This is a genomic window from Streptomyces xanthii (assembly GCF_014621695.1).
GTDB classification, from domain to species: Bacteria; Actinomycetota; Actinomycetes; order Streptomycetales; family Streptomycetaceae; genus Streptomyces; species Streptomyces xanthii.
In genome coordinates, this window is sequence record NZ_CP061281.1 from 2,674,730 (window position 1) to 2,687,848 (window position 13,119).

Sequence of the window (13,119 nt, forward strand, 5' to 3'; positions counted from 1 at the left end):
TACGCACAGGCAGGTACGAAAGGGAGGCGGGGTGACATGGCCGCAGGGGCTCCCCGCATCTTCGTCTCGCATCTGGCCGGAGTCGCCGTCTTCGACCCGAACGGCGACCAGGTCGGCCGGGTGCGCGACCTCGTGGCGATGCTCCGGGTGGGCCGCCGCCCGCCCCGGCTGCTGGGGCTCGTCGTCGAACTGTCCACGCGCCGCCGCATCTTCCTGCCCATGACCCGGGTCACCGGCATCGAGTCGGGCCAGGTCATCACGACGGGCGTGCTCAACGTGCGGCGTTTCGAGCAGCGGCCCACCGAGCGGCTGGTGCTCGGCGAGATGCTCGACCGGGTGGTGCGCCTGGTGGAGACCGGCGAGGACGTCACCGTCCTGGACGTGGCGATCCAGCAGCTGCCCGCGCGCCGCGACTGGGAGATCGACCGGGTCTTCGTCCGCAAGGGCAAGGCCGGCGCCTTCCGGCGGAACAAGGGTGCGACGCTGACCGTCGACTGGTCCGCCGTCGACGGCTTCTCCCTGGAGGAGCACGGGCAGGGCGCCGAGAACCTGCTCGCCACGTTCGAGCAGCTGCGCCCGGCCGACCTGGCGAACGTGCTGCACCACCTGTCCGCGAAGCGCCGCGCCGAGGTCGCCGCCGCGCTCACCAACGAGCGGCTCGCCGACGTCCTCGAGGAGCTCCCCGAGGACGACCAGATCGAGATCCTCGGCAAGCTGAAGGAGGAGCGCGCCGCCGACGTCCTGGAGGAGATGGACCCGGACGACGCCGCCGACCTGCTCAGCGAGCTGCCCGAGGAGGACAAGGAGCGCCTCCTCGCCCTGATGCAGCCGAGCGACGCGGCCGACGTGCGGCGCCTGATGGCGTACGAGGAGCGGACCGCGGGCGGTCTGATGACGACCGAGCCGATCGTGCTGCGCCCCGACGCGACGGTCGCCGACGCCCTCGCGCGCGTCCGCAACCCCGACCTGTCCCCCGCGCTCGCCGCGCAGGTCTACGTCTGCCGGCCGCCGGACGAGACCCCGACCGGCAAGTACCTCGGCACGATCCACTTCCAGCGCCTGCTGCGCGACCCCCCGTACACGCTGGTCAGCGCGGTCCTCGACGACGACCTCCAGGCGCTCGCCCCGGACGCGCAGCTGCCGGAGATCGCCGGGTTCTTCGCCACGTACGACATGGTGGCGGCGCCCGTCGTCGACGAGGGCGGCTCGCTGCTCGGCGCGGTCACCGTCGACGACGTACTGGACCACATGCTCCCCGACGACTGGCGCGAGCAGGAGTTCCACCTGGCCGGGGAGGTGAACCATGGCGACGGAGGAGCGTGAGCGGGAGCGGGAGCGGACCGGGGAGACCCGGCGCCCGCGCATCCGGCTGGACCAGCCGCGCCCGCCCCGGCGCAAGCTGCTGCCGGAGTACGACCCGGAGGCCTTCGGGCGGCTGTCCGAGCGCATCGCGCGCTTCCTGGGCACCGGACGGTTCATCGTCTGGATGACGGTCCTGATCATCGCGTGGGTCGCGTGGAACATCGCGGCGCCCCGGCAGCTGCGCTTCGACGAGTACCCGTTCATCTTCCTGACGCTGATGCTGTCGCTTCAGGCCTCCTACGCGGCCCCGCTGATCCTGCTCGCGCAGAACCGGCAGGACGACCGCGACCGGGTCAACCTCGAACAGGACCGCAAGCAGAACGAGCGCTCGATCGCCGACACCGAGTATCTGAGCCGCGAGATGGCCTCGCTGCGGATCGGGCTCGGCGAGGTCGCCACCCGCGACTGGATCCGCTCCGAGCTGCAGGACCTCCTCAAGGAGCTGGAGGAGCAGCGGCACAGTGCCGCGTTCCCGGGCGAGCACGAACGCGGACGTGACGTAGACGACCGCTGACGGGGCTTTCCGTGCCCCGGTTACCGCGCCGTACTATCGACCGTATGGCTACGGAAGACGCGGTGCGCGAGGCACTCGCGACAGTGAACGACCCCGAGATCCAGCGCCCCATCACCGAACTGGGGATGGTCAAATCGGTGGACATCGGCGCGGACGGAGTCGTCGCGGTCACCGTGTACCTGACCGTGTCGGGCTGCCCGATGCGCTCCACGATCGAGAACAACGTGCGGGACGCGGTCGCGCGCGTCGACGGCGTGACCCGGGTCGACGTCACCCTCGATGTCATGAGCGACGAGCAGCGCAAGGAGCTGGCGACCGCGCTGCGCGGCGGCACCGCCGAGCGCGAGGTGCCCTTCGCCAAGCCCGGCTCGCTGACCCGCGTCTACGCGGTCGCGTCCGGCAAGGGCGGCGTCGGCAAGTCCTCCGTGACCGTGAACCTGGCGGCGGCGATGGCCGCCGACGGCCTGAAGGTCGGCGTCGTCGACGCGGACATCTACGGCCACTCCGTCCCGCGCATGCTCGGCGCCGACGGCAAGCCCACCCAGGTCGAGAACATGATCATGCCGCCGTCGGCGAACGGCGTGAAGGTCATCTCGATCGGCATGTTCACCCCGGGCAACGCGCCGGTGGTGTGGCGCGGCCCGATGCTGCACCGCGCGCTCCAGCAGTTCCTCGCGGACGTGTTCTGGGGCGACCTGGACGTGCTGCTCCTCGACCTGCCGCCGGGCACCGGTGACATCGCGATCTCGGTCGCGCAGCTGGTGCCGAACGCGGAGATCCTCGTGGTGACGACGCCTCAGCAGGCGGCCGCCGAGGTCGCCGAGCGGGCCGGTTCCATCGCGGTCCAGACCCACCAGAAGATCGTGGGCGTCGTCGAGAACATGTCGGGGCTGCCCTGCCCGCACTGCGGCGAGATGGTCGATGTGTTCGGCACGGGCGGCGGTCAGCTGGTCGCCGAGGGCCTGACGAGGACGACGGGCGCGAACGTGCCGGTGCTCGGCTCCATCCCGATCGACGTGCGGCTGCGCGAGGGCGGCGACGAGGGCAAGCCCGTCGTGCTGTCCGACCCGGAGTCCCCGGCCGGTTCCGCGCTGCGGGCCATCGCCGGCAAGCTCGGCGGCCGCCAGCGCGGCCTGTCCGGCCTGTCGCTGGGCATCACCCCGCGCAACAAGTTCTGAGCTTCACCTCCGGCCGCGTCCTCCTACGGGAGGTGCGGCCGGAGCCCGTGCGGCGCTAGCCGAGCTCGGCGATGTCCTTCACCGCGGAGAAGCCGAGCCCGTACGCGCTCATGCCGCGCCCGTACGCACCGAGGTGGACGCCCGCCTGCGTGGATCCGGCGAGCACCCAGCCGAACTCGGACTCGCGGTAGTGGAACGGGGTCGGCACCCCGTCGACGGGCAGCGTGAGCGTCGCCCAGTCCTCGGAGTCCAGGTCGTCGGCGAGCACCCAGGCCGTCTCGGTCTGCTGGTCCAGCCAGTCGTCGCGCAGGGTGTGGTCCATCTGGCCGGGCCAGGTGTAGGAGAGCAGCCCGACACCGGCGAGCCAGGCCGCGGACGAAACCGAGGTGGCCTCCAGGACGCCCGTGCCGTCGGCGCTGCGCCGCACGGGGTTGGCGGCGACGGTCACGACGACCGCGAACCGCTCCGTGTCCTGTGTGCCCTCGCTGCGGACGGAGGGTTCGTCACCGTGCCCGATCGAGCCGTGCTCGACGGAACCGTCCGCCGAGGTGCCGACCTGCATCAGCCAGCGCGGTCCGGTGAACGCCTCGTCGAGGCCGTACCAGGGGAACGGCGCCTCCAGGTAGCCGTCGACCGTGCGCCGGGCCGCGGGAACCTGCTCGGTCCCCTCGCCGGCCGGCGCCTGCGCGCCCACCCGACTCGTCGTCTCCATGCGGCCGCCTCCTCGTTCTCGTACGGACCGGCGGCCCGCCCCCCACGGGCGTTCTCACGTCCGGTCCGCGCAACAACAAGGCAGGATGCCACACCGGGTCCCCGGGACCCGGTTGCAGGCGGGGTGGTTCAGGTCGCGTCGGAGTCGAACGGGGGCGGATCACCGGCGCCCGGACGGCGCTCGGTCTCGGGCCGCTTCTGCATGTCGACGCGGCCGCCGGAGGTGCCGGCGGCGCCGGACGCGGTGCCCGCGTCGTCCACTTCGGCCACGGTGGTGACCGCGTCCGAGACCTCGGCCATCTCCTTCTTCAGGTCGAAGCCGTTGCGGATCTCCTTGAGACCCAGGTCGTCGCTGTCCAGCTGCTTGCGGATGAACGTCTTGGGGTTCAGGTCCTCGAACTCGAAGTCCTTGAACTCGGGGCCCAGTTCCTCACGGATGTCCTGCTTCGCACTGTCCGAGAACTCCCGGATCTTGCGTATCGTGCGCGCGACGTCCTGAATGACCTGCGGCAGTTTGTCGGGGCCGAAGACCAACACGGCCAGCACGACCAGCGCCATGACCTCCGGTAGGCCAATGTCGTTGAACACCTTGCTCTCCTAGCGTGTCCTCGGCCCGCGGTCGTCTTCAGCAGCAGGTCTTCGGCTGGGTCCGGCACGGACCGGGTCCACGGTACCCGGCGACCCTGTCCGTCCGGTAGCCACCGGGCGACGAGCAGGATCACCGGGGCCGCCCGGTCGCCGGTCAGTCGCCGTCGGCGGATCCGAGGACGAGTGTCACCTTGCGCGGCTTCCCGTCCCGTTCGACCGTCAGGTCCAGCTTGTCCTTCGGCCGGTGCGCGCGGACCTTGACGATGAGTTCCTCGCCGGAGTGCACGCGGGTGCCGTCCACCTCGGTGATCACGTCGCCGGACCGGATGCCCGCCTCGGCGGCGGGGCCGCCCGCGGTGACCGCCGGGCCGCCGTCGTTGCCCTTCGTGCCGACGCGGGCGCCGTCGCCGTCGTAGTCCATGTCGAGGGTGACGCCGATCACGGGGTGGGTGGCCTTGCCGGTGTTGATCAGCTCCTCGGCCACGCGCTTGGCCTGGTTGATCGGGATCGCGAAGCCCAGGCCGATCGAGCCCGCCTGGGCACCCTCCTGCTCGGAGCCGCCGTCGGCGCCGCGGATGGCGCTGTTGATGCCGATGACGCGGGCCCGCGAGTCGACCAGCGGGCCGCCCGAGTTCCCGGGGTTTATCGGGGCGTCGGTCTGCAGGGCGTCGACGTAGCTGACGTCGGAGCCGTCGCCTCCGGCGGTGATCGGGCGCTCCTTGGCGCTGATGATCCCGGAGGTGACCGTGTTGGCCAGGTCGAAGGGGGCGCCGATGGCGACGACGGGGTCGCCCACCTGGACGTTCTCCGAGTTGCCGAGGCGCAGGGGCTTGAGGCCGCTGACGCCCTTCACCTTGATGACGGCCAGGTCGTAGCCGCTGTCGTGGCCGACCACCTCGGCGTCGGCGGACTCGCCTCCGGCGAACGTGACCGATATCTCACCGGCGGGGCCCGCCGGTTCGACCACGTGGTTGTTCGTCAGGATGTGGCCCTGCTGGTCGAGGACGAACCCGGTGCCGGTGCCCTGCTCGGTGTCGCCCTTCGTGTGGATCGTGACGACGCCGGGCAGCGCGGTGGCGGCGATCCCCGCGACGCTGCCGGGGTCCCGGTGCGCCGACTCGGGGCCCGCCTGCGGCAGCTCGATGTCGGTCCCGCCGGTGCGCTCCAGGTACGAGCCGACGGCGCCGCCGATCCCGCCCGCCACGAGCGCGATCACCGCGGCCCCGATCACCACGATGCGCCGCCCCTTCCGCTTACGGCGCCTCTCCTCCTCCGCGGCGGCCACCACGGGCCCACCCCACGGCTCATGCAGCTGCCAGGGCCCTGCGGGCGGTACGGAACCGGGTGCGGGGGCCGGGACGGGCTGGGGCGCCTGGGGGTGGGGCTGCGGCTGCTGATTCTGGGAGTGATGCGGCTGGGGCGGGGTGGCCTGGTGGGGCTGCTGGTTCGGGGCCGGGTGCGGCTGGGGCGCCTGCGGCTGCTGGTTCTGGGCCGCGTGCGGCTGGGGCGCCTGCGGGTGGGCGGCGCCGGTCGGGGTTCCGTGGGTGGGGGTGGCCATCGGGTGCTGCACGGGCGGCGCGAGGGCCCAGGGCCCGGGTTCACCGTAGGGCGGCGTGCTGTACGGGTCCGGGTCGTGCAGTGGCCGGGGCCCGTCCGCGGCGGCGGGGACGGGTGACTCGGCGAGAGGCGCGGATCCGGCACCGGGCACGACGGGCTCAGCGCCGGAGACCGTGGCAGCAGCAACCGGCGGAGCCCATTCCTCGGCCGGTGCGCCGTCCCCGGCGGGGCCCACGGGGGCCTGCTCACCGGGGGCGGACGACTCGACGACGGAAGGCTCCGCGGACGCGGCTGCGGGCGCGGGCGCGACAGGCGGGGGCCACTCGTCGGCGGGCGCGCCCTGGCTGACGGCGCCGGGAGCCGGCGCCTCCGCGACGGGGTCGCCGGGGGTTGCAGGAGCAGCGGGCGAGCCCGTGGTGGGCTCGGCAGAGTCGTCAGGTACCGCGGGTGCGGCGGCAACCGGCGGGGGCCACTCATCGGTCGGTACGCCCTGAGCTGCGGCAGCGGGCGCGGGCGACTCCGCGACGGAGTCGCCTGAGGCGGGCGAGCCGGGGGCGGACTCGGCCGGGGTGTCGGGCGACGCCGGTGCGGCGGCAACCGGCGGGGGCCACTCGTCGGTCGGTACGCCCTGAACTGCGGCACCGGGCTCCGCGGCGGGGTCGCCGGGGGCGGGCGGCACCGATGTGTCCGTGCTCGGAGCCGGTGGCGCGCCGGACGGGCTCGCCGGGGCCGGGAGGTGCCAGTCGCCGTCGTCCGTCGTCGCCGCGTCCCCCGTGCTCGGTCGGGGGCGGCTCCACCACTTGGCCTTCGTGGGCTTGCCCTCGTCCATGTCTCGCTGTTCTCCCCACACCGGGCCCCCGGCACCACACCGCGGGCTCCCGTGGATTCAACCAGGTTCGGCGGCCCCGGCGCAGGGGGCTGTCAGCGGGTCGCGGACGGGCGGGACAGCCGCGGCCCCATGGAGGCGGGGAGCGCGGCCAGTTCGGCCGGTGTCCCCGCCGCCTCCTGCACCTCGGACGGCTCGTGGGCCGGTGCGTGCGTGGGCAGGGCCACGGAGAGCATGGGGACGGGTGCGGCGGGACGTATGAGGGGCGCCATGCGCGGTGTGCCGGACAGCATCGGCGTCGTCGCGTACGGGACGACCGCGCTGCCGTGGCCACTGCCGGGGAGCAGCGGCGCGCCCGCCTCGATCGGCGAGACCGGGGCGGCGAGTGCTCCGCCGCCCTGGCCCGAGGACAGCGGTGACGTGGAACGGCGTCGCTGGGCCTCGGAGGACGGCGTGGCCCCCGCGGTCTGGCTGCGCAGCGGGGTGACATTGCTGCCGGACCCGCCACGGGTGTCGGCGGTGTCCGCCGGGATGCCGGCCGAGACCCCGCCGAGGGCGAGCGCGGCGAGCGACACCGCACCGGCGGCGGCGAAGGCGAACCGGCGCCCGCGCGAGGCCCGGTCCGCGTCGGGCCGCCCGACCTCGTGGATGCGGAAACCGCGCTCCTCGCTGGGGAACACGGCGGCGTGCGCGCCGGACGGCGCGTACGCGAACGCCTCGGCGTCTACGTCGAAGACTCCCTGGCCGAAGCCCCGGACGCCGCCGAGGGGTCGGCCCGAGCCGAATCCTCCGCCGCCGAAGGGGGTGCCTCCGGTGTCCCCGTCAGCACCCCCGGGCAACCCCTGGAGGCGGGCGAGGAAACTTTCTGAGGGCGGCGGCGGTGCGGTCTGCGCGAAGACGCTCTTGAGGCGGCGCTGGGCGTCGGCCTCGGTCTTGCAGCGCGGACAGGTGGCCAGATGTGCGAGGACGCGCTCGCGGGCGTCGTGGTTGAGCTCGCCGTCGACCAGGGCGGCCAGCCGGTCCCCGAGATGCTCGTCGGCCGCGGTCTGCCGGCGCTCGGCAGGATTGAGACGTGATCCACTCACGCGGGCGCGCCCCCTCCACCGAGGACGGGGACACCCGTGCCGGCGAGCGAACGGCGCTCCGCGCGGGCCTCCGGCGAACGGTGCTTGAGGGCCTTGCGCAGCTGCGAGCGGCCGCGGTGGATCCGGCTGCGGACGGTGCCGAGCTTCACGCCCAGGGTCGCGGCGATCTCCTCGTAGGAGAGCCCCTCGATGTCGCACAGGACGACGGCGGCGCGGAACTCGGGCGCGAGCGTGTCGAGGGCCTGCTGCACGTCGGCGTCGAAGTGCGCGTCGTTGAAGACCTGCTGCGGCGACGGGTCGCGGCTGGGCAGGCGCTCCGCGGCGTCGTCCCCGAGGGAGTCGAAGCGGATGCGCTGCTTGCGGCGGACCATGTCCAGGAACAGGTTCGTCGTGATGCGGTGGAGCCAGCCCTCGAAGGTGCCCGGCGTGTACGTCGACAGCGAGCGGAAGACGCGGACGAAGACCTCCTGAGTGAGATCCTCGGCGTCGTGCTGATTGCCGGTCAGGCGGTATGCGAGCCGGTAGACCCGGCCGCTGTGCGTGCTGACGATCTCCTCCCAGGTGGGCGGAGTCCACGCCTTGGATTCCGCATCAGCGGCAAAGGTCGCGGTCTGCTGCGCGGAGTCAACGGTGCGGATTCGGTCAGCGGTGTCGGTCACGGATTTCGGCTCACCCGCTGACCTGAGAAAGCGCCGAAGCACTCCTCCCCGATCCACAGGCGCAGCCGCACCTCCCCTGTCGGCTCTGGTGGTGTCCAGTGGAGCCCCTACCATAGCCACCTCGCCCGTTAGCTCCGGATAAGCGTTTTTACTCAGATTTGCCACTCGGTCCGCGGGGGCCGCTCCGGCCTCCGGATGTGTCGCTGTGACCACGCACTGTCCCCCGCTTCTCCCCAGTCTTTCCCCCTGCCCTTCCAAACGCCCGGTCCCATCTGCGAGTTCCCGCCACCAACGGATAAAGTCACGCGCAGGCAACCACGGGGACAGGAGAGGGCCATTACCGGCAACCGGCAGACGAGCTGGGCGTTCGCCGACGCCTTTGTCGCCGAGGACGACGCGACCCGCTGGGCCCGCGACCGCGCCCGCGAGGCGGGACTGCGGTCGGTGTCCCCGGGCGCGGGCGCGGCGCTGCGGATGCTCGCCGCCACGGTGGAGGCCAAGGCCGTCGCCGAGATCGGTACGGGCACGGGCGTGTCCGGAATCCATCTGTTGCACGGGATGCGGCCGGACGGCGTGCTCACGACCGTGGATCCGGAGCCGGAGCGGCAGCAGTTCGCCCGGCAGGCGTTCCGGGCGGCCGGCTTCGCCAGCAACCGGGCCCGGTTCATCCCGGGGCGGGCGCTCGACGTGCTGCCGCGGCTCGCGGACAGCGGGTACGACCTCGTCTTCTGCGACGGGGACCGGATGGAGAGTCTGGAGTACCTCGCTGAATCGTTGCGCCTGCTGCGGCCGGGCGGGCTCGTCTGCTTCGAGGGGGTCTTCTCGGACGGGCGGACCGTGGACTCGGGGCCGCAGCCGGTCGAGGTGGTGCGTGTGCGGGAGTTGCTCCGCGCGGTTCGGGAGTCCTCCGAGCTGGTGTCCTCGTTGCTGCCGGTCGGTGACGGGTTGCTCTGCGCCGTCAAGCGCTGAGCCGGGGCCTTGGCTTGGCGGAGCTCGTTTCCGCCCTGTCGCCGTAGGGGGCCTGCCGGGTCGCGAGTGCGGCTCTCGTCGTGGCTGGTCGCGCAGTTCCCCGCGCCCCTGAGGGGCACACTCCGTGCGCCCCCACGGGCATGCTGCTCCCGCCCCGCGTGGCTGAAGGGCAAGCTCCGTGCGCCCCAGGAGGGGACGGTCGCGCCCTGCGGCGGAGCCGCTGATCAGGCCCTCTGGCCTGTGGGAGAAGGCGGACACACGACTGCCCCGGCACCGAGTGTGTGCCGGGGCAGTCGAAAAGGTATGGTCGCTTCCGCGTCAGCCGACGACCTTCTTCAGGGCGTCGCCGAGGGCGTCGGCCTCGTCGGGCGTCAGCTCCACCACGAGCCGACCGCCGCCTTCGAGCGGAACGCGCATGACGATGCCCCGCCCCTCCTTGGTCACCTCGAGCGGGCCGTCACCCGTTCGCGGCTTCATGGCCGCCATGCTCGTTCCCCTTCCTGAAACCAGCTCATCGTCAGCCGACGGCCCTCTGGACGGGCACACGTCACCGGCATCGAACACATTGCTTCCAGGCCATTATCCCGCATGGCGACACCCGATGACCAACATCAGTCCGCATCGCTTGCGCAACGCGCTTGAGCAAAACCACCCAATTCGGCGATGTGGCTGCGATACTTCGCGCCTTCCACGGCCTCCGGGCGACAGATTTGTTTGACGCAGGTCACACACCGGGGGTGCTCCAAGCGTCGTGATCTCCGTCATGCTGAGCACGGAGACTAAGCGATCGCATAGGACGCAGAGGAGGGGTCCCCCATGGCGGACACCGTGCTGTACGAGGTGAGCGACGGACTCGCGACGATCACGATCAATCGCCCCGAGGCGATGAACGCGATGAACACCGAGGCCAAGGTCGCCCTCCGCGACGCGGCGCAGGCGGCCGCGGCCGACCCGGACGTGCGGGCGGTGCTGCTGACCGCGTCCGGGGACCGGGCGTTCTGCACCGGGCAGGACCTCAAGGAGCACCTCGCGTCGCTGGCGGCGGACCGTGAGAGCGGCGAGGGCCGCACCATGAGCACGGTGCGCGAGCACTACAACCCGATCGTGCGGGCGCTGACGCAGATGCCCAAGCCCGTCGTGGCGGCGGTGAACGGCGTGGCGGCGGGTGCCGGTTTCGGGTTCGCGCTGTGCGCGGACTACCGGATCGTGGCGGACACGGCGTCGTTCACGACGGCGTTCGCCGGGGTCGCACTGACCGCCGACTCGGGCATCTCGTGGACGCTGCCGCGGCTGATCGGGGCCGGCCGCGCCGCCGACCTGCTGCTCTTCCCGCGCAGCCTCAAGGCGCAGGAAGCGTACGAGCTGGGGATCGCGAACCGGGTCGTGCCGGCTGCCGAGCTGCCCGAGGCGGCCCTGAAGGTGGCCCGCAAGCTCGCCGAGGGACCGACGGTCGCGTACGCCGCGCTGAAGGAGTCCCTCGCGTTCGGCGCGGGGCACTCGCTCGACGAGACGCTGGAGAAGGAGGACGAGCTGCAGGCGCGGGCCGGAGCCTCCGAGGACCACGTCATCGGCGTCCAGGCGTTCGTCGCCAAGGAGAAGCCGAAGTACGTCGGTCGCTGAGCCCGGCTCAGGCGCGCGGTGCGGTCGTGCGGACCCAGCAGTCGGCGAGATGGTCGTCGACCAGGCCGCATGCCTGCATCAGCGCGTAGGCCGTGGTGGGGCCGACGAAGCGCACGCCGCGCTTCTTCAGGTCCTTGGCCAGGGCCTTCGACTCGTCGGTGATCGCCGGGACCTCGCTCAGGGAGCGGGGTCCCGGCCCCTTGCGGCGGGTGGGGGCGTGCGACCGGATCAGGCGCTCCAGCTCGCCGGCCTCCCACTGCGCGAGCACGCGCGCGTTGGCCAGCGTCGCGTCGATCTTGGCGCGATTGCGGATGATGCCGGCGTCGGCCAGCAGGCGCTCGCGGTCCTTGTCCGTGAACCGGGCGACCTCCGCGATCTTGAAGCCGGCGAACGCGGCGCGGAAGCCCTCGCGGCGGCGCAGGATCGTGATCCAGGACAGGCCGGACTGGAAGGCCTCCAGGGTGAGCCGCTCGAAGAACGCGTCGTCGCCGCGCACCTCCCGGCCCCACTCCTCGTCGTGATACGCCATGTAGTCCTCGGAGGCCACGGCCCAGGGGCAGCGCGGCTTGCCGTCGGGGCCCGCGACGGCGCCGGTGACGGGCGTGCTCATCGCTGGTCCTCCCCCGGCTCGGTGCCGAAGCCCGGCTCGGTGCCGAAGCCCGGCTCGGTGCCGAATCCTCCGGGCGGCGCGAAACCGCCGTGGCCGGGGCGGTGGTCCTGCGGGCCCGGCCGCGTGTGGGCGGTGGCGAGGGCCGACTCCAGCTCGGTGATGCGGGCGTCGCGCTCGGCGAGCTCGGCCCCCAGTCTGTTGAGCGCGTCATCGACCTCGGCCATGCGGTAGCCCCGCACCGCCGTCGGGAGGCGGAGCGCCTCGACGTCCGCGCGGGCCACCGGACGGTCCTGCGGCAGCGGGTCCGCGTAGAACTGCGACGGCGCGTCGCGCAGCGTGCCGCCGTCGCCCCCGCCGAGGACCGCGAGGGTCACCGCGCCGACGACCACGACCAGCGCGACGACCAGAAACAAGAACATGAGCATCCGTGGGGTCCCCTGGCTCGACCGGTGGCTCGGCCGGGCCGGTGTGGATCCGGCCCGAAACCGTCAGGGTCCGATCGTGCCATGCCGCACCGACAGTTAAGGTCGCAGGCGACCGATCAAGTGGGATCCAGAGGAGAGTCACAGGGATGCTCAGGCTGGGCAGGCGCGAGTTCGCCGCCGACGAGCCGGTGATCATGGCGATCGTGAACCGGACCCCGGACTCCTTCTACGACCAGGGCGCCACGTTCCGGGACGAGCCGGCGCTCGCCCGGGTCGAGCAGGCGATCGCCGAGGGCGCCGAGATCGTGGACATCGGCGGGGTGAAGGCGGGCCCCGGCGAGGAGGTCGACGCCGACGAGGAGGCGCGGCGGACCGTCGGCTTCGTGGCCGAGGTCCGGCGGCGCTTCCCCGACGTGATCATCAGCGTCGACACCTGGCGCCACGAGGTCGGCGAGGCCGTGTGCGAGGCCGGTGCCGATCTGCTGAACGACGCCTGGGGCGGCGTGGATCCGAAGCTGGCCGAGGTCGCCGCGCGCCACCGGGTCGGGATCGTGTGCACGCACGCGGGCGGCGCGGAGCCGCGTACGCGGCCGCACCGGGTCGGCTACGAGGACGTCATGGCGGACATCCTGGACGTGACGGTGGGGCTCGCCGAGCGGGCCGTCGCGCTGGGCGTGCCGCGCGAGTCGGTGCTGATCGATCCGGGGCACGACTTCGGGAAGAACACGCGGCACTCGCTGGAGGCGACGCGACGGCTCCCGGAGATGGTGGAGACGGGCTGGCCGGTGCTCGTGTCGCTGTCCAACAAGGATTTCGTGGGCGAGACCCTGGACCGGCCGGTCAAGGAGCGGGTGATCGGGACGCTGGCGACGACCGCGGTGTCGGCGTGGCTGGGGGCGCAGGTCTACCGGGTGCACGAGGTCGCGGAGACCCGGCAGGTGCTCGACATGGTGGCGTCCATCGCGGGGCACCGGCCCCCGGCGGTCGCCCGCCGGGGACTGGCGTAGCTCCAGGA

General features: G+C 72.7%; 14 protein-coding genes. 6 read left to right on the forward strand and 8 right to left on the reverse strand.

Features of this window, described 5'->3' with window-relative positions; genetic code table 11:
- Positions 1 to 36 precede the first annotated feature (36 nt).
- From IAG42_RS12010 to IAG42_RS12020, 3 genes are read left to right on the forward strand one after another with little or no spacing between them, the layout of a single operon-like run.
- The gene (locus tag IAG42_RS12010; RefSeq protein WP_188337015.1) at positions 37 to 1,323 is read left to right on the forward strand and encodes a magnesium transporter MgtE N-terminal domain-containing protein; all 1,287 of its coding nucleotides are present in this window, start codon (positions 37 to 39) and stop codon (positions 1,321 to 1,323) included.
- A complete protein-coding gene (locus IAG42_RS12015) occupies positions 1,304 to 1,876 on the forward strand; it encodes a DUF1003 domain-containing protein (RefSeq protein WP_188337016.1) in 573 nt (190 codons plus the stop codon). Before IAG42_RS12010 ends, IAG42_RS12015 begins: the two co-directional genes overlap by 20 nt.
- A gap of 44 nt (positions 1,877 to 1,920) precedes the next feature.
- On the forward strand, positions 1,921 to 3,054 hold the full coding sequence (locus tag IAG42_RS12020; protein ID WP_188337017.1) for an Mrp/NBP35 family ATP-binding protein: 1,134 nt from the start codon (positions 1,921 to 1,923) through the stop codon (positions 3,052 to 3,054).
- Between the two features lie 55 nt (positions 3,055 to 3,109).
- On the opposite strand, the gene IAG42_RS12025 is transcribed toward IAG42_RS12020, so the two are convergent.
- From IAG42_RS12025 to sigE, 5 genes are all read right to left on the reverse strand, one after another.
- The gene (locus IAG42_RS12025; protein WP_188337018.1) at positions 3,110 to 3,766 is read right to left on the reverse strand and encodes a hypothetical protein; all 657 of its coding nucleotides are present in this window, start codon (positions 3,764 to 3,766) and stop codon (positions 3,110 to 3,112) included.
- A gap of 128 nt (positions 3,767 to 3,894) precedes the next feature.
- Positions 3,895 to 4,353, reverse strand: coding sequence for a sec-independent translocase (locus IAG42_RS12030; protein ID WP_188337019.1), 459 nt, complete (start codon positions 4,351 to 4,353; stop codon positions 3,895 to 3,897).
- 154 nt (positions 4,354 to 4,507) lie between these two features.
- A complete protein-coding gene (locus tag IAG42_RS12035; RefSeq protein WP_188337020.1) occupies positions 4,508 to 6,739 on the reverse strand; it encodes a S1C family serine protease in 2,232 nt (743 codons plus the stop codon).
- Between the two features lie 92 nt (positions 6,740 to 6,831).
- Complete coding sequence (locus IAG42_RS12040) at positions 6,832 to 7,821, reverse strand: anti-sigma factor family protein (RefSeq protein ID WP_188337021.1); 990 nt, start codon at positions 7,819 to 7,821, stop codon at positions 6,832 to 6,834.
- Positions 7,818 to 8,594, reverse strand: a complete 777-nt coding sequence (sigE, locus tag IAG42_RS12045) for an RNA polymerase sigma factor SigE (protein WP_188337022.1) — start codon at positions 8,592 to 8,594, stop codon at positions 7,818 to 7,820. Before sigE ends, IAG42_RS12040 begins: the two co-directional genes overlap by 4 nt.
- An 81-nt stretch (positions 8,595 to 8,675) precedes the next feature.
- Here sigE and IAG42_RS12050 point away from each other — a divergent pair, with 81 nt between their 5' ends.
- On the forward strand, positions 8,676 to 9,449 hold the full coding sequence (locus IAG42_RS12050) for an O-methyltransferase (protein ID WP_188337023.1): 774 nt from the start codon (positions 8,676 to 8,678) through the stop codon (positions 9,447 to 9,449).
- Positions 9,450 to 9,767: 318 nt separating this feature from the next.
- Here the strand turns inward: IAG42_RS12050 and IAG42_RS12055 are convergent, their stop codons facing one another.
- Positions 9,768 to 9,935, reverse strand: coding sequence for a DUF3117 domain-containing protein (locus IAG42_RS12055; protein WP_003966491.1), 168 nt, complete (start codon positions 9,933 to 9,935; stop codon positions 9,768 to 9,770).
- Between the two features lie 330 nt (positions 9,936 to 10,265).
- Between IAG42_RS12055 and chcB the strand changes: the two genes are divergently transcribed.
- Entirely contained in the window at positions 10,266 to 11,069 is an 804-nt protein-coding gene (chcB, locus tag IAG42_RS12060) for a 2-cyclohexenylcarbonyl CoA isomerase (protein WP_188337024.1), read from the forward strand.
- Positions 11,070 to 11,076: 7 nt separating this feature from the next.
- On the opposite strand, the gene IAG42_RS12065 is transcribed toward chcB, so the two are convergent.
- Together IAG42_RS12065 and IAG42_RS12070 are read right to left on the reverse strand one after the other, a co-directional pair.
- Complete coding sequence (locus IAG42_RS12065; protein ID WP_188337025.1) at positions 11,077 to 11,679, reverse strand: DNA-3-methyladenine glycosylase I; 603 nt, start codon at positions 11,677 to 11,679, stop codon at positions 11,077 to 11,079.
- Positions 11,676 to 12,104, reverse strand: a complete 429-nt coding sequence (locus IAG42_RS12070) for a DivIVA domain-containing protein (protein WP_223205953.1) — start codon at positions 12,102 to 12,104, stop codon at positions 11,676 to 11,678. Before IAG42_RS12070 ends, IAG42_RS12065 begins: the two co-directional genes overlap by 4 nt.
- 146 nt (positions 12,105 to 12,250) lie before the next feature.
- Between IAG42_RS12070 and folP the strand changes: the two genes are divergently transcribed.
- A complete protein-coding gene (gene folP / locus IAG42_RS12075; protein WP_188337026.1) occupies positions 12,251 to 13,111 on the forward strand; it encodes a dihydropteroate synthase in 861 nt (286 codons plus the stop codon).
- Positions 13,112 to 13,119 lie beyond the last annotated feature (8 nt).

Coding starts and splice junctions, on each gene's coding strand:
- IAG42_RS12065 (WP_188337025.1), bottom strand. CDS start 11,679: ATGAGCACGCCCGTCACCGGCGCCGTCGCGGGCCCCGACGGCAAGCCG.
- folP (WP_188337026.1), top strand. CDS start 12,251: ATGCTCAGGCTGGGCAGGCGCGAGTTCGCCGCCGACGAGCCGGTGATC.
- sigE (WP_188337022.1), bottom strand. CDS start 8,594: ATGGTAGGGGCTCCACTGGACACCACCAGAGCCGACAGGGGAGGTGCG.
- IAG42_RS12010 (WP_188337015.1), top strand. CDS start 37: ATGGCCGCAGGGGCTCCCCGCATCTTCGTCTCGCATCTGGCCGGAGTC.
- IAG42_RS12050 (WP_188337023.1), top strand. CDS start 8,676: ATGTGTCGCTGTGACCACGCACTGTCCCCCGCTTCTCCCCAGTCTTTC.
- chcB (WP_188337024.1), top strand. CDS start 10,266: ATGGCGGACACCGTGCTGTACGAGGTGAGCGACGGACTCGCGACGATC.
- IAG42_RS12055 (WP_003966491.1), bottom strand. CDS start 9,935: ATGGCGGCCATGAAGCCGCGAACGGGTGACGGCCCGCTCGAGGTGACC.
- IAG42_RS12070 (WP_223205953.1), bottom strand. CDS start 12,104: ATGCTCATGTTCTTGTTTCTGGTCGTCGCGCTGGTCGTGGTCGTCGGC.
- IAG42_RS12035 (WP_188337020.1), bottom strand. CDS start 6,739: ATGGACGAGGGCAAGCCCACGAAGGCCAAGTGGTGGAGCCGCCCCCGA.
- IAG42_RS12025 (WP_188337018.1), bottom strand. CDS start 3,766: ATGGAGACGACGAGTCGGGTGGGCGCGCAGGCGCCGGCCGGCGAGGGG.
- IAG42_RS12015 (WP_188337016.1), top strand. CDS start 1,304: ATGGCGACGGAGGAGCGTGAGCGGGAGCGGGAGCGGACCGGGGAGACC.
- IAG42_RS12020 (WP_188337017.1), top strand. CDS start 1,921: ATGGCTACGGAAGACGCGGTGCGCGAGGCACTCGCGACAGTGAACGAC.